Below are 18297 nucleotides of genomic sequence, written 5' to 3'. Positions count from 1 at the left end.
TAACCTAAAAGGAATGGCAATAGTAAAATTATCGGCAACAGAACGCAGGCGGCTCTCGGTATTTTTTACCTGTTTGTCGCTGGCTATCATTGCCTGGATTTTTACTACTCTTTCCGATCCACTTCCTTATCGGGTAAAAAAGGTTTTAACTTTTAAAAACGCGCCGCAAAGGCGGGCTTTTCATTCGCTGCAGCCCGATACTGTTGATGCAACCATACAGGGTACCGGCTGGCAAATGCTGTTTTCCAGGCTCAACAGCGATAATAAGCCGCTAACTGTTGATCTCCGCTCGCTCGAAACCCGAAATTATGTGGTTATCGACAGCATGCAACTTAAACAGATCAATATAGGGAAAGACCCGGCCAACCGGATCTTATCCATTGACCCGGATACGCTTTATTTTGATTTCAGTAACCGCCTTATCAAAAAAGTCCCCGTTCAGCTTACCATGGGCGTTAGCTATCAAAAGCAATTTGCTGTATCGGGTAACATAACGGTTAGGCCTGCTTACGTTACTGTGAGCGGCCCTATTGAACGCCTGAAGCAAATCACCTCGTGGAAAACAGACTCGCTTAAATTCAGTGATGTTAATGAAACCATTAATACCAGGGTTAACTTAAAGCCCAGCAATGAGGGCAACCTGAATGTTTATCCGCGCTCGGTACAGGCCATCATCCCTGTTGATGAATTTACCGAAAAAACACTGGAGATCCCCGTGAAGTTGATCAATAACAATAACTATTACACCGTAAAAGTATTTCCGCAAAAAATTAAAGTAACTTTTACTACATCTTTAAGCCGGTATGCCGATATTGATGAAGACCTGTTTGAAGCCGTTGCCGATCTTAACCTGTGGCGCGATAAGGGTTATACAGCCCTGCCGGTAAAACTTATCCATATGCCTCCCTTTTGTAAAATAGTAAAGATTGCCCCTGCCAATATTGACTTCTACATAAAAAAATAATGCTTAAAATAGGTTTAACCGGTAACATAGGCAGCGGCAAAACTACCGTAGCCCAGGTATTTGAATTGCTTGGCATCCCTGTTTTTTATGCCGATGACGAAGCCAAAAAAGTAATGGTTGCCGACCGGCTGCTTATTGAAGGTATTAAACAAACTTTTGGTCCGCAGGCTTATTTTGATGATGGCAGCCTGAACCGCAAATATATATCGGGGATAGTTTTTAACAACAAAGCCGAACTTGAAAAGCTTAACGCCCTGGTACATCCTGCCGTGTTCAGGGCTTTTGATAGTTTTGACCAACTGCACAAGGATGCTCCCTACGTGATCCGGGAAGCGGCCATTTTGTTTGAAAGCGGCTCATACAAAATGTGCGACAGGGCCATCATGATCACCGCTCCGCTTGAAGTCCGCATTGCCCGCGTTATAGAGCGCGACGGCATTAGCCGGGCCGATGTTGAAAGCCGCGAGGCCCGCCAGCTATCCCAGGAGGAAAAGCTGAAACTGGCCAATGATGTAATTATTAACGACGGTAAACAGCTGGTTATACCCCAGGTACTGGCCTTGCATGAACTGTACTTATCGCTTGACAGCAATTAATGATACTTGACGATTTTGTTTCTTTTGACGAAAAGGGGCTGTACTGCAAGTACGGCGATTTTTATATCGACCCTCAACAGCCGGTAAAAACGGCTGTAATATCCCATGCCCATGCCGATCATGCCATAAGTGGTAACAACAATGTTTACTGCACCCGCGCCACAGCAAACATTATGCAGTTAAGGTATGACCGCACCGCTGCCAAAGTTTTTAACATAGCTGCCTTTAACCAGCCATTTGAAGTGGGCAGGGTTACGGTAACACTGATCCCGGCGGGGCATATGCTTGGCTCGGCACAAATACTAATGGAGTATGAAGGCGCAAGGTATTTATACACCGGCGACTATAAGCTACAGCCCGATGCCACCTGCGAACCTATTGAATGGGTGACAACCGATGTGCTGATCACCGAAAGTACCTTCGCCAATCCGGCTGTTATCCATCCCGACCCGGTGAGTGAGATCCGGAAGATCAACGATATTAAAAGCAATATTTTACTTGGTGCATATGCGCTGGGTAAAAGCCAGCGGTTGATCAACCTCATTACCGAACATGCACCGCAAAAAAAGATCCTGGTACATCATAAAATAATGCCTATCAATGCCATTTATGAAAAGATGGGCTTCCATCCCGGCAAGTACCAAATTTACGGGCGCAAATTGATGAAGGTGCAGGATGAGTTTGTTTACATTGTGCCGCCCTTGACTTTTGATAGCTACATCAGGGCCACAGGAGTGAAACGCCTTTTTGCATCGGGATGGAAAAACCTGCAGGTTAACAACCAGGATACCCTCTTTATATCCGACCATGTGGACTGGAACGATATCCTGCAAACCATCGCCAACACCAAACCCAAACAGGTGTGGACGCTTCACGGTAAGGGCGAGCATCTGAAAGCTTATTTTAAAGATGATATCTTTGTAAAAATTCTGAACTGATGTTGCAGGAAGGCATTGATTATTATATCAACGAAGACGGCAATTTCGTTTTTACATTTAAAGCGGGGCTATTGCTGTAAAAACAAGTGCCTGCATTGCCCCTGGAGTTATGGCAAGGTAAAATTGTTTGGAAATGACACTGAATCAAGCGATAGCGATAAATAAATCAATGTTAAATTAAAAATAATTAAACATATTTGCATCCCATTCATTACTATTACTATGCGAATAGAAGACGAAATACAAAGTACCAATTTTGAAGACAACTACCACAAAGTAGCCATTAACGTGGCGTACACGCAAGGTTGGCTGGCTAACTATTTTCGTTGTCATTTTGAAAAACATAATATTACCCAGCAGCAGTTCAATATACTGCGAATCCTGCGCGGCCAATATCCTAAACCGGCTACCATAAATTTATTGAAGGAAAGGATGATCGATAAAATGTCGGATGCATCACGCATTGTTGACCGCCTTGTTCAAAAAGGACTGGTATCACGCTGCACCAATAATAAAGACAGGCGCGCCGTAGATATCCGCATCAGCGAAGAAGGCCTTGCAACACTTTCAAAAATGGACGCCGAGTTTAAAACAAAAGAGATCCTGAGCAATAACCTCACCGAAGATGAAGCCGCGACCCTAAGCGATCTGTTGGACAAAATGCGGGGATAGGTTTTTTTGGTGAAAGGGAAAAGGTTAAAGGCGAAAGGTTTATTGCCTTTAAATTCAAAATAAAAACATGTCATGTTCCCTCAGGGTCTCTCACAGAGGACCCTGAGGTTCGCCGCGTTCAAAGACAACATCTAACAGATATTTAAAACAACGGATCTGCATAACTTATACATCAGGGTTCTCTGCGAGAGACCCTGATGGGACGGTAAATTGCGAAACATGGCAATCGCATGCTATACAGAGTGGATCAGCAGAACAAATCCGTCATTGCGAGGTATATATTACGAAGCCTTAAAAGCCGCAACTTCATCCTTCAGTATCGCCAATACTTCCGGCCTTACATTACCAAAGAAAGACACACCCATGGCACCGTTTTTAAGCGCCACCTGGATGCCGGTACGGATTTCGTCATCGCTTTTAAAATCAGATAAATACAGCCCGGCATATAGCGGAAACCTGCCTGCCAGGAAATGTACGCCTTCGGCTACGGCATTGCCTATCCAGCTTACGCCCTCCTTGTAAAAGCCGTGATATATCATGGGGCAAATGCCATCCATGTTCCAGTTTGTCCAGTCCTGCCTTACATTGCGGCGGGCCACTTCGGGAGTTGGGAATACGGCCGCAGTTATTTGTTTTTTATGCTGATGGGCAACGATCGAAATACCATTAACCACCCGGGTAATGTTATTATACCTGAACAAACGCCATGAAAGGCTGGCTTCGGGGTATTGGATCTGATCGAGGTCCTGGTTATATTCTTCCTTGAATTTGGCTTTGCAAACATCGCAGTAGCAAAAGTCATATTCGGGCAACTCTTTGGTTTGCTCAATTTTATATTTATCCCAAAGATTTACCGGTAACACCACATCGCAGTAACGCACGTAATCCAGGTGGATGCCATCGATATAATCTTTAGCTAAAATATCATCGACAGTTTTGGTTAAATACTCCTGCACTTCGGGGCGCGACGGGCACAGCCAGCGATAATACTGCACATACGGCGGATGATCGGCACATGATTCGCCCTTGCGGTTTTTGCTATACCATTCAGGCTTTTCGTTTACCAGTTCGGCACGGTTAAAAGTCCAGATCCAGCGGTGGGTCTCCAGGCCTTTAGCTTTAGCGGCACGAAAATGGCGTTCGCTATCGTTCTCGAAAAATATGCCGGTAATGCCCGATGCTTTGTAGGAAGCATAGCGGGTGGCCAGATCATCATCTGTATCTTTGGGGTTAGGGTTGATCCATACCCAGTTTTTCATGGCTTTTTTCTTACTGCTTTTGGCAGTTTCAACAGCGGCATTGCTTGCTAAGGGCAACTGGGCAGCCACGCCGGCCAGTAAACCGGCCTTTAAAAATTCGCGCTTATTCATGGAGTTTTAGGGATTATCTGTTGCTGCACCAGGCCGTCCTGGTCAATTTTATAGGTTGCTTTGGTTTTAATATCAGCAATATAAGCTATAAACTGATGAGCAGTTGCTTCCAGCTTAAGCTCGTTGGCATGGCCAGCCACTGTTACCTTATTTTCAACACCCAGGTTGTTTAACAAGGTGCAGTATTCGCGATGATCTTTAAACCACTGCTTTTGCTTGTAATAAACCAGCCACAGGTATTTCTTTTGCTCTTCGGCATAAGGCATTTTAAACGTCGCGTCATCAGCCTCATGATCGCTGAAAAGAAGGTAGCCCCAGCGTTCGGGGTAATGCATGTTGATAAGTCCCTGGTTGCTCCAAACCCAGTTATGCTCGGGCAAATTATGCCCGGCATTATCCTGCAGCTTTACATATTTGCCGTTTTGCACTTTAGTATCATACTGCACCCGCGAAAAATTGATGCGCCACAGGGTACCATCTTTTATTACAGCCCGGTTAAAGCCACCGGCTATGGCTTTAAATGGGATAGCCATTTCAACCGTCCAGCCTTTATCAGTATCCTTAGGATCATTCAGCGTGCCCTCTACTTTTACCGCCGACCGTAAGCCGTGCGTATCCCAACCGGTTACCGCGGCGCCGCTGTTACGGTATGGTTTGGTCAAAAACAGGTCGAAAATAGTATTGAGGGCATTCACCTCAATTTCAAAATAATTATGCGTGCTGTTGGCAGGATCGATAAACAGCTCAAAATCATTATCCTTGTAAACAATATCATCATGATGGCTAAGCGTAGCCCAAACATGGGGATCTCTAATCCGGGCTGCTACATACAGGCAGCTATCGTCCCAAAGCATTTTAACATTGGTTTGCAGGGGCGGCTGCGGTTTGAGGCGGCCTTCAATATCCTGGAAATCCCGGGTCCATTTGGCCCGCTGCCATACAGCATCCTCCACATCGCCATCAATTACCGGCGCCTGCTTTACATGCTTTGCTACATAGCTGTACGGGGTGGTAAACAGATCAGGGAATTCTTTAAACGCGTCCTGTCCTTTTACAAATCCTGGTAGTATAAATAAAGCGGCTGTAAGGCCCGGCTTAATAAAACAACTGTCAAAGATGTTGCTCAGTTTCATTTACTGCCCAGCGCTAAGATGTAATCAAACTCTTCGCGCTTTACCCCCATTACCGATAAACGCCCCTGCCTTACCAGGCCTATATCCTGCAATTTAGGGTCGGCTTTGATCTGCTCAAGGGTTACCGGGGTTTTCAGGGCTTCAACCGGGGCCAGGTCAACCACCACCCAATTGGTATCATCGGTTGTGGGGTCCTGGTAGGCTTCCTTAACAACTTTGGCTATGCCTACTATCTCTTTTCCTTCATTGCTGTGGTAAAATAGCACCAGGTCGCCCTCCTTCATTTCCCTCAGGTTATTGCGTGCCTGGTAATTGCGCACACCATCCCAAAAGGTACGACCATCCTTATTAAATTTTTCCCAGCTGTATTTAAAGGGCTCACTCTTAACTAACCAATGTTGCATTTGTACGGTATAAATTTTTGTAACGTAAAAATGTAAAAAAGGGAGCGTAAACTAAAATGCGCTACAGGCAATACAGCGTATTGTTACAATGAAATTACGGGGTGGAGTGGTGATGTAGGGGTTAATAAAGTCTTTACTTATTCATTACTGGTCAACAACTGGGTTAGCCTTTTAGCATTTTGCGCGTTGATGGTGTTTGTTAACGGAACAGAGGTATAAACAGCAATTCCCTGGTCATCATCGGGGTGATAGCTCAACAATAGTTTTACCGTGCGCGAATCCCACAGATAAACGTCCTGGTAATCATTTGGCTTTGCAGTGAAGGTACCGTACCAGTGCAAAAATTTACTGAGCATTTTATAGCCCTGGTTACGGTTAAAGAAAACATAAATATTTACTATTTTATTTTGCCATGTACGTACACAAATATGAGTTGCGGTTAGCCCGTCTTCCAGTTCCAGCTGCTTATCCGGATGATATTCATAGGTAACACAGCTATCCGCATCGGGCTTGCTGCCTTCTCCATCAATGTAAGTTAAAGCCTGTTCCTGCTCGCCGGTTAACAAGCCGCCCAGGTTAAACCCGCCAATTCCGTTGCGCGCCCTTAAATATGCCAGCGACCCGATTTTCGCCGCCTGCGAAAAACCCGGCGAATGTAAACACATGATGATCAAAAGCCCCGTAACTACTCTATAGGGCAAGTAGCAAAAAAACTTAGCTTTCATATCTTCTCCTTCGTTTCACAACGGCAAAGTTCAGCACCGTAACAAGGGGTACTTAAGCCATTGAATAAAACGAATTTGGAGAAATAATAAGCTGATTATCAAACCGTAATAACGATTGTATCACAAATTGAGCTACCTTTACACTTTATTGCACAGATACTTGTTTACTTCTTTCGCAACAACGTATAATAAACCGCAAAAAACTTTTGATACTAATCAGTCAGCATATATTCTTTAAGCTCGGCCTGCAGTTTTATGGCCTGCGTAATGAGGGTCTTATCGTTGATATATTGTTCAAAAGCGACATCGGGGCCGATCAGGTTTTCCTTAAAAATGTCCTTAAATCTGGAGTACTTTAATGCCAGGTTCCACTTGTCTTTCAGATACTCAAAAACCTGTTCATCCTCATCTTTCAGCATCGAATAATTAACAACTACAAAAGCATCCCGGGGCAGTGTTTCAATACATTTCAAAATATCCTGGTTGTAGGCTATCCAAATTTTGAGGTATTCGGTAGCATGATCATTATAAAACTGCACCATGCGGCGGCCGCGGCGAAATTTTATCCATACCAGCCTTGAAAAATATTTACGCGCCATGTACCTGTTTTCCACCCATTTAAATTCGCGCTGTAAAAGTGAACTCACTACCGACTGATAATCGCGCAGTATAACCAGGTAACAGGCATCGGGCAGCAGTTCCTTATATACATCCAGGAACAGGCAGGTCCGCGGGTCTTTCCAGCCCCATTGGTCGTATAACTGTTGTTTAACTTTAATAATGCTTTTAAGCTTTTCCCTTTCGTACAAGGTAAACTGGGCCACATGCTCAACCGTAAGCCCGGTTTTGGGCAGGTTATGGCCGGCCAGGATCTCTTCGTGCATTTTTAAAAATTCAATATCTTCAAAATGCCCTTCCACATTGCCATGGCCGCCGGGTACCAGTTTTTCGCCTGTTTGCAGGCCGCATTTGCTCAACCACTGGGTAATAAGCGAGGTTCCGGAACGATGCATCCCGGTAATGATCAGTACTCTTTTTTGCATAAATCTGTTATGGGCGTCCTTTTTTATCAGGAGTAGCTTGGTATCTTATTCGTCTGCTTAACAGGATGCAGGTTATTTATAATATAATAGAGCAGTGATGAGGTACTTTGTTGTATGGTATAATTGCAGGTATCAATGTATAGGTCGGGCTTAACAGGCACATCAAACCTATCATTAATACCTGTCAGGTTGGGTAGTTTATCAGGATGCCCATGCGGCAGCAGCGCCCTTTTGTACAGGCCTTTGGTATCGCGGCTTATCAACTTGTTCACGGGGCAGTCAACATGAACAATGCTTACATGATCATATTTTTCGGCAAGCTCCTGCCTGACATCGTCATATGGATTTATAGCGCTTACGATGGTAACAATACCCTGAGCGCTGAAACGACTGGCTACAAAGCCCAGGCGGCGGATGTTCTCGTTCCGGTCTTCCTTACTAAAGCCCAGATCACGGTACAGTGCCGCGCGGTATTCATCACCGTCAATGATTTCAATTTTAATCCCCAGGCTTGTTAATTCGGCGGCCACACTTTTTGCCAAAGTAGTTTTTCCCGCACCTGATAATCCGCAAAATAAAAGTATCATGCCTTAATTTTTTTATTTAGTATGCCTTATTGATCAGCTTAACATATTGCTTAGGATAAGTGAACTTAGGAAATTAATTGGCTGATGAATTTTGTTACATTGTAAATAATCAATTACACGCAACACTGAACAACGGAAGGTCAGGAGAAAAAAGTAACCAATACCGGCTAAAAATGAAGATTCAATGAATAAATGGATGTATACGGTCAAACACTAACCAACGCTACACTTAACAAAAATGTTACGTTATTTAATTTATCAAAAATGATTTTGGAGATTATTTGAGAACCCGTTTTTATGATATATTTACTGTGGGCTAAAGGACCTATCACAATAAACATGAACGAATTTTTACTTAACGGGGGTGCCTATGTTGGCAATACCAAAGTCTCCAAACCTTTTGCAGCTTTGAAAGCTGATACTTCTGTACTCAAGATTAACCTTGGTTTGTTAGGTCAGTTATTTTTCAACGCTGATGATATTGTTCAAATCGAATATGCATCCTCAATTGCCGGCAGCGGCATCAAGATAATACACAACGTATCGTCATACCCTAAAAAAGTTATATTTACAGCAAACATGCCTTACAGTGACATAATTGAAAACATAAAAGCAACAGGATTCTTTAATAAAGCCGCCAATAACCAGGCACAATATTACCAGGTTAAGAAAATGCAGGGGCAGGGCAGAATACCATTTAAAATTGCAGCATTAATTGTGTTTTTAGCGGGTTGGAATATCCCTCTTTTTGCCGGTTCTATAAAAGAAGGGGTTGGCCGTGCTGCAAATTATTCGCTCGTGTCACTCCTGTTCGTTTTTTTTATGATCGCACTGACACTTTTTTCACCGGCTTTCAGGGCATTAGTATGGAAAGAGGATAGAGAAATAAATGACCTGAAAAAGTCTTTATATTTCTTATGGTTTATTGTCACAATTGGCGGCCTCATGTATGTTATCATAAGCCGGGTACCTTTTAACAAATAATCATTAAAAAACTATTCAGCATCCTCGGCAACCGGCTTTTCTTTATCCGGCATAAAAAGTAAAACAAGCGCCCCTATTTGTAACAGGTCAATTATAACAGCGATGCAGCCTGCATAAAAGTTTGCCTTAAAAGTTGCGGGCAGATTTATAGCGTCAGGCGTTATAGTTAAGATTAATAAGCCGAATAGCAGCCATTTTGCCCATTTATAACCCCGCCTGATAAATAAAGCCAGTAAAAGTAAAATGCCCAGCGCTATGCACGTTGCTAAAGCGATTTGAAAAGAAGCCGATCTTCCGCCGTTCAAATAATAATAAACCAGATACAAAACCGCCGATACGCGGATCATGCCGGATGCTATATTAACTTTTGATTGCGAGGATAGGGTCATAACTGTTAAATCGGAATCGGTATCAATGCAGGATTTTAAACATCAACTCCTTCATCAACTCACCGTGCGGCGCGTTTGATTCAACACCTTTACTTTTCAGATCATACTCGCGCAGATAGCTGATCACCTGGAAAATTTTACCAAGCGGGTAGTTACGGGCGGCCTGCTCATAATCTTTAATAAAGTATGGGTTAACGCCCATTTCGCGGGCAAGGTTTTGCGGGGTTTTATCTTTTACGTAATGGTACACCAGCACCTTGCTGAAAAAGTTATTCAGGTTGCCGAGCACCAAAACAATGGGATTTGATTTGGGATTGGCTTCAAAGTAATTGATGATCTGGTTTACCTTGTAAGCATCTTTTTTGGTGAGGGCCGTTTGCAGCTCAAATACATTGTACTCCTTGCTGATACCTATGTTATCCTGGATATGCTTCAGGGTAATCTCCTGCCCGGCGCTAACGTTCAGCATCAGTTTTTCGAGTTCGTTGGCAATTTTAGCCAGGTCGTTACCCAGGTACTCGGCAATCATGGCCGATCCCTGCTGGTTCATTTTGTAGCCCTTCTCACTTACATAACCTTCAACCCAGGCCGGCACTTTGTTATCATATAAAGTAGCCGATTCAAAAATAAGCCCATTCTTTTCAATGGCCTTGTAGGTTTTTTTACGCTTATCAAATTTGCCGTACTTATAGCAAAAAACAAGAATAGTACTTGGCAGCGGATTTTCGAGATAGCTCAATACAGGGTCGATGCTTTTCTTGTTATCATCATCCTTGCCCCATTTCATGTCCTGTGCCTCTTTTACCAGCACCACCTGGTAATCGGCCATCATGGGGTAACGCTTGGCGGCATTGAGCACAGTCATGATATCAGTATCCTTACCATACACTACGGTTTGGTTAAAGCCGCGTTCGTGCTCGGGCAACAAGTGATGCTCAATGTAATTGCTTACCAGGTCGATAAAATAAGGTTCCTCCCCATGCAACAGGTACAGCGGTTTAAACTTACGGTTCTTAAGGTCCTTTAATATCTCGGCAGCAGTCATATTTCGCAGTCAAAAGTACTAAGTCGAAAGTCAAAAGTGGAATGTATTTTTATTTAGCCAATGCCCAATGATATATTTATTAATTTTGATGCCCAACTTAGGGCTCATAAATTAATACTTCAGACTTTTCAAAAATGCTCCAACCGCTTAATCTGCCACCCTACCCTTTTAAAATAAGCGACGATAACGGAACATTAACGCTTTTTGACGAGATCCGTAAGAAAACCATCATCATTACACCCGAAGAGTGGGTACGCCAGCATTTTGTACAATACCTTATCAAACAAAAAAACTATCCCCGCTCATTAATTAAGCTGGAAGGCGGCCTCAAGCTCAACACCCTGCAAAAACGTACCGACATTGTGGTATTTAACCCGTCCGGACAGCGAATTTTAATGGTTGAATGCAAAGCACCATCAGTAACTATCGACCAAAAGACCTTCGACCAGATTGCCCGGTATAACATGGTGCATAAAGTATCCCTGCTGGCGGTTAGCAACGGTTTGCAGCATTATTATTGTACTATCGACCACGAAAAATATACTTACCAGTTTATTGAAGAGTTGCCAGGGTATGTGAAGGGCTGAAGCTCATGGAATGTGTATCGCATTTTCTGCTCGTTCCCTAAATTCAATAAATTCGGGTTCAGACAACATCCTATTTCCCAATAAAATGTTATGATAACAGTTATCAATTCCCTATTTTGGCGTTCATAACCTCATCAATTATAACATTACCCTATGAACGCCTATCTCAAAGCAAAAGCCCTGCTTTTGGCCGCTGTATTATACGGATGCGCCGCCTTTGCCCAGGAAGCTAAACTCCCTACTCAATGGACCAATGCCGCCATGCAAGCCGAAATACCTTTATCTGAATATCCCCGTCCCCAGCTACAGCGTAATGACTGGTTGTGCTTAAATGGTAAATGGGATTACCAGGGTGGTAAAAACGCGCCAAATGCCCTGAACCCTCAAACGCCCGTGTCTTTTAATGACAAGCCTGATAAAATACTGGTGCCTTATTGCCCTGAATCGGTATTGTCCGGTGTGCAGCGTAAACAGGAGATTAATATGTGGTACCGCCGAAGTTTTGAAGTACCCGAAAAATGGCAAAACAAACACGTCATTATTCATTTCGGAGCAGTTGATCATGATGCCACTATTTTTGTGAATGGTAAAAAAGCAGGTTCGCACTCGGGCGGGTACGATTCTTTCGGCTTTGACATTACCTCATATCTTAAAAAAGGCAGCAATACCCTTATTGTTGCTGCTCATGACCCCAATGACGGTAAAACACCATCGGGCAAGAACGGCCCTCGTGGCGATTATACTTTTTCGTCGGGGATTTGGCAAACTGTTTGGCTGGAGCCTGTAAATGAATCATATATTAAAAACATCCGCTTGCTGCCAGACGTGGAAGGTAAACGCTTAAAAGTATTTGTTAACGCTGCAGGCGCGGGCAAGATCAAAGCAGTTGCCTTAAACAACGGCAAAGAGGTGTCGCAGGTTAATGCGGCCGCCGGATCATATTTCTATTTGCCGATAGATAACCCCGTTTTATGGACACCAAACTTTCCGTTTTTGTATGATCTGAAGCTTACCCTATACAATACTGATGGCAGCGAAGCCGACGAGGTTAAAAGCTATTTTGGCATGCGCGATATTAAATTGGGTAAGCTTAACGGCGTGATCCGTCCGCTTATTAACGGTAAATTCATCATGCAGCTTGGCCTGCTTGATCAGGGGTACTGGCCCGACGGTGTTTTAACCGCACCTACGGAAGAAGCACTTAAATTTGATATAGAATACACCAAAAAAGCGGGCTACAACCTAATCCGTAAGCACATGAAAACCGAGCCGCAGCGTTTTTATTATTGGGCCGATAAAATGGGCTTATTGGTTTGGCAGGATATGCCCGCTATATGGTATCAGAATGAAGATACTACTAAGAACAGGCGCGTTTACAGGCAGGAGTTAAAAGCCATAATCGACGATCATTATAACTCGCCTTCCATTATTACATGGGTGCCTTTCAATGAAAACTGGGGTGCTTTTGATGTAAAAAACATAACCAATTGGGTTAAACAATATGATCCGTCGCGATTAGTTAATGGCAATTCGGGCTTTAACAATAATCCCAGCTATCAAAAACGGTATGGCGATCCGGGCAATGGCGATTACGTGGATACACATATTTATGTTGGCCCTTACGGTGCTTCCGTTCCTGATAGCCACCGGGCGGCCTCGCTGGGCGAATTTGGCGGCGTTGGCCTGTTTGTTCGCGGTCATATGTGGCCGGTGCATAACGATGCCTATGACTACGAGCCAACCAAAGCCAGACTTACCGATCGTTATGCTTTTTTGCTGGATGAAGTAGAACAGCTTATGAAATATAAAGGATTGAGCGTTGCCATATATACCCAAACCACCGACGTTGAACACGAAGTAAACGGCGTTTTAACCTACGACAGGGCCGTTGAAAAAATGGAGTTCGAAAGAGTAAAGGAAGTAAACCAGGCGGTGATTAAGGAGGGGGATAAGTTGAATAAATAGGCCATTAGGTGAGCGCTGGCCGTTGTTGGTGTTGTCACCAACAACTCTACTCCACGCAGTTATAGTATTAAATAAGCAACCGGGAGCTTAATATGGTAATATGAAATAACTGATTAAAAGAGGATTGGGAATTGTTGGTGACAACACCAACAATGGCATAGTTTTTAAAGCCCCCTTCCCGGGAGGGTTTGGGTGGGGCTCACCCCACCTTGTTCAATGTATAATTATTAAGTTTTTCCAGCAGTTCATCCGGTTTGAATGGCTTGGATACATAATCATTCATGCCGGCCTCGTATACCTGTTCTTTGATATCAAAAAGTGCAGAAGCAGTAAGCGCGATGATCGGGATGCTTGATTTTTTAGGGTCGGCCATTTTACGGATCTCTTTAGCTGCATCAAAACCGTTCATTACCGGCATCTGGAGGTCCATTAATATAATATCAAAATTGCCGTACTGCATAAACTCAACTGCCCGTTCGCCGTTTTCGGCAATGGTTGGGTTGATGCTCCACTTGCTCAGCAGTTTCTTCATCAGCATCACATTAACCATGTTATCTTCGGCAATAAGTACACGTAAACAGGCCAGCGGGTTTTCTGAAAATTGTTTAGCTTCGGGAGCAGTGGTTACTGCAACAGGCAATGCTTCTGTAGATACAGGAAATTCCATATGGAATGAAAACTCTGATCCGCGCCCCATTGTACTGTTAACGGTCATTTGCACTTCCTGCAGCTCAAGCAAACGCTTAACTATGGCCAGGCCAAGCCCTGTGCCGCCATACTCGCGGGTAGTAGCTAAAGATTCCTGCGTAAATGGTTCAAATATACTTTCAAGGTTTTCTTTTTCGATACCGATGCCGGTGTCCCTTACCGAAAAGTTAACGGTAACGGTGTTATGCCGGTCTTCCACACAAGTAACCCTTACCCATATGTTTCCCTGGGGAGTAAATTTTATAGCATTGCTAACCAGGTTAAAAATGATTTGGGTTATGCGGGTAGGATCGCCAAAAAGCACCTTATCCCTCAATGAGCTATCAACATCAAGCTTAAAAAGCAGGCCTTTCTCTTCGGCCTTCAGTATTTGCCCGCCGCAAATATTGTTCATCAGCTCAACAAGGTTGAAGCGGATATTTTCAAATACTACCTTCCCCGACTCAATTTTGCTGAAATCAAGCACGTCATTAACAATGGCTAACAGGTTATTGGCCGAAAACTTGAGAATTTCGATGTTCTCCCGCTGGTCGGGCCGCGGATTGCTCATCATCAGCAAATTACTCATCCCGATCACCGCGTTTAACGGCGTACGGATTTCATGCGACATGGTTGACAGGAACTCAGATTTGGCCTGGGCCGATTTCTCTGCCTTTTCAATAGCCGTTTCCATCTTATTGTAAAGCCGGGCCTGCTCCCTGCTGCTATTTTTAAGGTGCCTGATGTTTTTTAAGAAAGCAGTGTAAAAATGGCTATGGATAAAAATAAGCAATATAAAATTGGCAAACAGGCTGATGATAATGGTAGACTGATCAACTTTGTTAGGCTTTATACTAATAATATACCCGCTGTTGTATTCAATGATCATAAATACCAAAACCGGTACTGTATTAAGCAACGAGTACATGAGCCCCCATTGCTGGCCGAGCATATAGTAGCTGAATACGATCACGATTATAATTACCTGCACGGTAATGATATTTACCGTTTGCATAGAGGCATAAACCAGGCTGGTATTAACAAGGGTACCCACAATAAGCAGGGCATGTGCTGCGCTGCGCCAGTCGGGCCGCCAGGTTAAATACTTAAATAATACCACTACCGCTCCCATCAAAAACAGGGCGGTATCAGCAAGCATTTTTTGGTTTTGGAAATAAACGTTCAGGTAAAGTGCCCCAAGGGCAACAAAAATAAGGAAGAACCCATAATACAATAAACGAATCCGGGCCTGGTCAAGGAACGATTGCTCCTTCGACAAAATCTTATAAATTGATAAGTTAAAAAAACTTACTTTATTACTCATATTCAGAACTTAACATTGGCCCTGCAATTGGACAGGCCACCGTACAGCTATCAAAATACTGTACGGTAGCTTGTTACGCAAGCCGGTAAGTTCTGCAATTAGCAAGCCAAAGCTGCTAAGTTTTCTTCAATGATGGTTAATTTGGCTTCGGCATCAGCCTTTTTCTTTTGCTCCACCTCAATAATCTCGGGTTTTGCATTGGCCATAAACCGCTCGTTACCCAATTTTGCATTAACCGATTTCAAGAAACCTAACAGGTATTCCTGCTCTTTTTTCAGTTTCGCACATTCGGCAACCGGGTCAATTTCTTCGCTGAACGGAATATAAAACTCATCTGTTGAGGCTAAGAAATTAATGGCCCCTTCAACTTTATCGGCTACTGATTCAAATTTGCTGATGTTGCCAAGCCTTGCAATGATAGCTTCGTACTGGCCGTAATTGATCCCTGAATTTGATTTAACAAATAACTCAAGCTGCTCTTTGTCAGAAATTTGTTTTGTTTTGCGGGTGTTCCTGATGTTGGTTACCACATCTTTAACAAGCTCTGTTTCATTTAATAGACGTGAATTAATTTCCCCAATAGCGGGCAATTGCGCTACAATACAGCAGTCAGTTTCGGTGCGTTCGCCAAACAGCTCATCATGCCATAATTCTTCGGTAAGGAACGGCATAAAAGGGTGCAATACCTTCAAAATATTTTCAAAGAATTGAATAGTAGCTGCATAAGTAGCCTTATCAATAGGATGCTGATAAGCCGGTTTGATCATCTCCAGGTACCATGCGCAAAAATCATCCCATACCAGCTTATAGGTATCCATTAAGGCCTCTGATAAACGGTATTGGGCAAAGTTAGCTTCAATTTCGGTTAGCGCCTGGTTAAACCTGTTGGCAAACCATTCAATGGCTACGCCGTTAGGGTTGGCAAGGCTTTCATCAACTTCCCAGCCTTTTACCAGTTTAAAGGCGTTCCATATTTTATTGGCAAAGCCGCTGCCTTGTTTACAGTAGCTTTCGTCAAACATCAAATCGTTACCTGCAGGCGAGCATAACAGCATACCTACACGTACGCCGTCGGCACCGTATGTTTCAATCAGGTCAAGCGGATCGGGCGAATTGCCTAATGATTTTGACATTTTACGACCTTGCTTATCCCTCACGATACCGGTAAGGTATACGTTTCTGAATGGTACTTCGCCCCTGAACTCATGACCGGCCATGATCATCCTGGCTACCCAGAAAAACAGGATCTCCGGTGCGGTAACCAAATCATTGGTAGGATAGTAATAATTGATATCAGCATTGTTAGGATCCTTAAAACCGTCAAATACCGAGATGGGCCATAACCATGATGAAAACCAGGTATCAACCACGTCTTCGTCCTGGGTAAGGTCGGCAACGGTATATTCCGGATTTTTAAGTTGTGCTTCTTTCAGCGCCTCTTCTGCGTTTTTGGCAATTACAAACTCGCCTGTAGGTAAATGCCATGCCGGGATTTGCTGTCCCCACCACAGCTGGCGGCTGATGTTCCAGTCGCGTACATTCTCCATCCAATGGCGGTAAGTGTTCACAAACTTTTCGGGGATCAGTTTTATTTCGCCGTTCAGCACATAATCCAAAGCAGGCTTAGCCATCTCCCCCATCTTGCAAAACCATTGCATGGATAGTTTTGGCTCAATAACCGCGTTGGTACGTTCACTGAAACCAACCTGAGATTTGTATTCTTCAACTTTTTCAAGCACGCCGGCTTCTTCCAGCAACACGGCTATTTTTTTACGGGCGGCAAAACGATCTTCACCAACCAGTATCTGAGCTTTCTCGTTCAGGGTGCCGTCGTCATTCAGGATATCAATGACCGGCAGGTTATGACGCTGGCCCAATTCGTAGTCATTTAAATCGTGTGCAGGGGTAACCTTCAAACAGCCGGTACCAAAATCCATAGTCACATAATCATCCAATATCACCGGTATTTCACGGTTGATCAGCGGGATGTAAACCTTTTTACCGTGCAGGTGCATGTAACGCTCGTCATTAGGATTGATACAGATAGCTGCATCAGCCATAATGGTTTCCGGCCGGGTGGTAGCGATGGTTAAGAAATCTGAAGTCGCCTCTTGACTTTCAACTTCCGACTTCGGATTTACGACTTTGTACTTAATATAAAAGAGCTTCTGATTAACCTCTTTACGGATTACTTCTTCATCACTTACCGCGGTTTTACCTTGCGGGTCCCAGTTGATCATGCGGATACCGCGATAGATCAAACCTTTTTTATACAGGTGGATAAACGTATCAATAACCGCTTCCGAAAGGTTCTCGTCCATGGTAAACTTAGTACGGTCCCAATCGCAGGAGGCACCTAATTTTTTAAGCTGCTCCAGGATAATGCCGCCGTATTTTTCCTTCCATTCCCAGGCGTAGGTTAAAAACTCCTCACGGGTAAGGTCTTTTTTGCTGATACCGCGCTCTTTAAGCATGGCAACAACTTTGGCTTCGGTGGCAATACTGGCGTGGTCGGTACCGGGAACCCAGCAGGCGTTTTTGCCTTTCATACGGGCGCGGCGAACCAGCACATCCTGTATGGTATTGTTAAGCATGTGGCCCATGTGCAAAACCCCGGTAACGTTTGGCGGCGGAATGACTATAGTGTAAGGCTCACGCTCATCAGGCACCGACTTAAAAAAGCCGTGCTGCAACCAGTAACTGTACCATTTTTCTTCGGTTTCCTTTGGGATATATGTTTTAGCAATACTCATAACGCGCAAAAATACGATAGTTAACGGTTCATAGCCAAAGGTTGGGGGATTTTTTTATGCTGGTTCATGGTTGATGGATCATGGTTTTGAGCGGGAAGGTAGTTCATTGTTCATAGATCATGGTTCATGGT

The 18297-nt window shown here is 43.8% G+C and carries 18 protein-coding genes; 8 read left to right on the top strand and 10 right to left on the bottom strand.

The annotated features are described in order from the left end of the window. Window positions 1-13: 13 nt before the first annotated feature. From ACP26M_RS01440 to ACP26M_RS01420, 5 genes are read left to right on the top strand one after another with little or no spacing between them, the layout of a single operon-like run. A complete protein-coding gene (locus ACP26M_RS01440; protein WP_426585500.1) occupies window positions 14-964 on the top strand; it encodes a CdaR family protein in 951 nt (316 codons plus the stop codon). Continuing rightward, a complete protein-coding gene (gene coaE / locus ACP26M_RS01435) occupies window positions 964-1560 on the top strand; it encodes a dephospho-CoA kinase (protein ID WP_426585498.1) in 597 nt (198 codons plus the stop codon). The genes ACP26M_RS01440 and coaE overlap by 1 nt, the downstream gene beginning before the upstream one ends. After that, the gene (locus ACP26M_RS01430; RefSeq protein WP_426585496.1) at window positions 1560-2498 is read left to right on the top strand and encodes an MBL fold metallo-hydrolase; all 939 of its coding nucleotides are present in this window, start codon (window positions 1560-1562) and stop codon (window positions 2496-2498) included. The genes coaE and ACP26M_RS01430 overlap by 1 nt, the downstream gene beginning before the upstream one ends. Before the next feature lie 15 nt (window positions 2499-2513). Then, window positions 2514-2663 (top strand): DUF5522 domain-containing protein, encoded by a 150-nt coding sequence (locus ACP26M_RS01425; RefSeq protein ID WP_426585494.1) that lies wholly within the window; start codon window positions 2514-2516, stop codon window positions 2661-2663. A 57-nt stretch (window positions 2664-2720) separates the two neighbouring features. Further along, window positions 2721-3170, top strand: a complete 450-nt coding sequence (locus ACP26M_RS01420) for a MarR family winged helix-turn-helix transcriptional regulator (protein ID WP_091175216.1) — start codon at window positions 2721-2723, stop codon at window positions 3168-3170. A gap of 281 nt (window positions 3171-3451) precedes the next feature. On the opposite strand, the gene ACP26M_RS01415 is transcribed toward ACP26M_RS01420, so the two are convergent. The 6 genes from ACP26M_RS01415 to cysC all read right to left on the bottom strand — a co-directional run bounded on the left by ACP26M_RS01415 (window position 3452) and on the right by cysC (window position 8432). After that, the gene (locus ACP26M_RS01415; protein WP_426585492.1) at window positions 3452-4540 is read right to left on the bottom strand and encodes a family 10 glycosylhydrolase; all 1089 of its coding nucleotides are present in this window, start codon (window positions 4538-4540) and stop codon (window positions 3452-3454) included. Continuing rightward, window positions 4537-5673: a carbohydrate-binding family 9-like protein gene (locus tag ACP26M_RS01410; RefSeq protein ID WP_426585490.1), complete on the bottom strand. Its 1137-nt coding sequence runs from the start codon at window positions 5671-5673 to the stop codon at window positions 4537-4539. The genes ACP26M_RS01415 and ACP26M_RS01410 overlap by 4 nt, the downstream gene beginning before the upstream one ends. Further along, window positions 5670-6077 (bottom strand): EVE domain-containing protein, encoded by a 408-nt coding sequence (locus ACP26M_RS01405; protein ID WP_090528071.1) that lies wholly within the window; start codon window positions 6075-6077, stop codon window positions 5670-5672. Before ACP26M_RS01405 ends, ACP26M_RS01410 begins: the two co-directional genes overlap by 4 nt. Window positions 6078-6214: 137 nt before the next feature. Continuing rightward, the gene (locus ACP26M_RS01400) at window positions 6215-6802 is read right to left on the bottom strand and encodes a hypothetical protein (RefSeq protein ID WP_090528074.1); all 588 of its coding nucleotides are present in this window, start codon (window positions 6800-6802) and stop codon (window positions 6215-6217) included. A 212-nt stretch (window positions 6803-7014) separates the two neighbouring features. After that, window positions 7015-7845: a sulfotransferase gene (locus ACP26M_RS01395; RefSeq protein WP_426585487.1), complete on the bottom strand. Its 831-nt coding sequence runs from the start codon at window positions 7843-7845 to the stop codon at window positions 7015-7017. Between the two features lie 26 nt (window positions 7846-7871). Further along, window positions 7872-8432 (bottom strand): adenylyl-sulfate kinase, encoded by a 561-nt coding sequence (gene cysC, locus ACP26M_RS01390; RefSeq protein WP_426585485.1) that lies wholly within the window; start codon window positions 8430-8432, stop codon window positions 7872-7874. Between the two features lie 339 nt (window positions 8433-8771). Between cysC and ACP26M_RS01385 the strand changes: the two genes are divergently transcribed. Then, window positions 8772-9416: a hypothetical protein gene (locus ACP26M_RS01385; protein ID WP_426585483.1), complete on the top strand. Its 645-nt coding sequence runs from the start codon at window positions 8772-8774 to the stop codon at window positions 9414-9416. Window positions 9417-9427: 11 nt separating this feature from the next. Here the strand turns inward: ACP26M_RS01385 and ACP26M_RS01380 are convergent, their stop codons facing one another. Then, the gene (locus tag ACP26M_RS01380; protein ID WP_426585481.1) at window positions 9428-9805 is read right to left on the bottom strand and encodes a hypothetical protein; all 378 of its coding nucleotides are present in this window, start codon (window positions 9803-9805) and stop codon (window positions 9428-9430) included. Window positions 9806-9827: 22 nt separating this feature from the next. Further along, window positions 9828-10850, bottom strand: coding sequence for a DNA polymerase III subunit delta (holA, locus tag ACP26M_RS01375; protein WP_176629129.1), 1023 nt, complete (start codon window positions 10848-10850; stop codon window positions 9828-9830). A gap of 134 nt (window positions 10851-10984) precedes the next feature. Between holA and ACP26M_RS01370 the strand changes: the two genes are divergently transcribed. Next, window positions 10985-11437: a type I restriction enzyme HsdR N-terminal domain-containing protein gene (locus tag ACP26M_RS01370; protein WP_426585478.1), complete on the top strand. Its 453-nt coding sequence runs from the start codon at window positions 10985-10987 to the stop codon at window positions 11435-11437. A 153-nt stretch (window positions 11438-11590) separates the two neighbouring features. Beyond that, complete coding sequence (locus ACP26M_RS01365) at window positions 11591-13402, top strand: glycoside hydrolase family 2 protein (RefSeq protein ID WP_426585476.1); 1812 nt, start codon at window positions 11591-11593, stop codon at window positions 13400-13402. A 199-nt stretch (window positions 13403-13601) separates the two neighbouring features. Here ACP26M_RS01365 and ACP26M_RS01360 read toward each other — a convergent pair whose 3' ends face one another. Together ACP26M_RS01360 and ACP26M_RS01355 are read right to left on the bottom strand one after the other, a co-directional pair. Further along, window positions 13602-15368 carry an ATP-binding protein gene (locus ACP26M_RS01360; protein ID WP_426585474.1) on the bottom strand — a complete coding sequence of 589 codons (1767 nt, stop codon included), beginning with the start codon at window positions 15366-15368 and terminating at the stop codon, window positions 13602-13604. Window positions 15369-15511: 143 nt separating this feature from the next. After that, the gene (locus tag ACP26M_RS01355; protein ID WP_426585472.1) at window positions 15512-18166 is read right to left on the bottom strand and encodes a valine--tRNA ligase; all 2655 of its coding nucleotides are present in this window, start codon (window positions 18164-18166) and stop codon (window positions 15512-15514) included. Window positions 18167-18297: the final 131 nt, after the last annotated feature.

It is taken from the genome of Mucilaginibacter sp. R-33, assembly GCF_049949235.1.
Classification (GTDB): Bacteria; Bacteroidota; Bacteroidia; order Sphingobacteriales; family Sphingobacteriaceae; genus Mucilaginibacter.
This window is presented reverse-complemented; position numbering and strand designations above follow the sequence as displayed.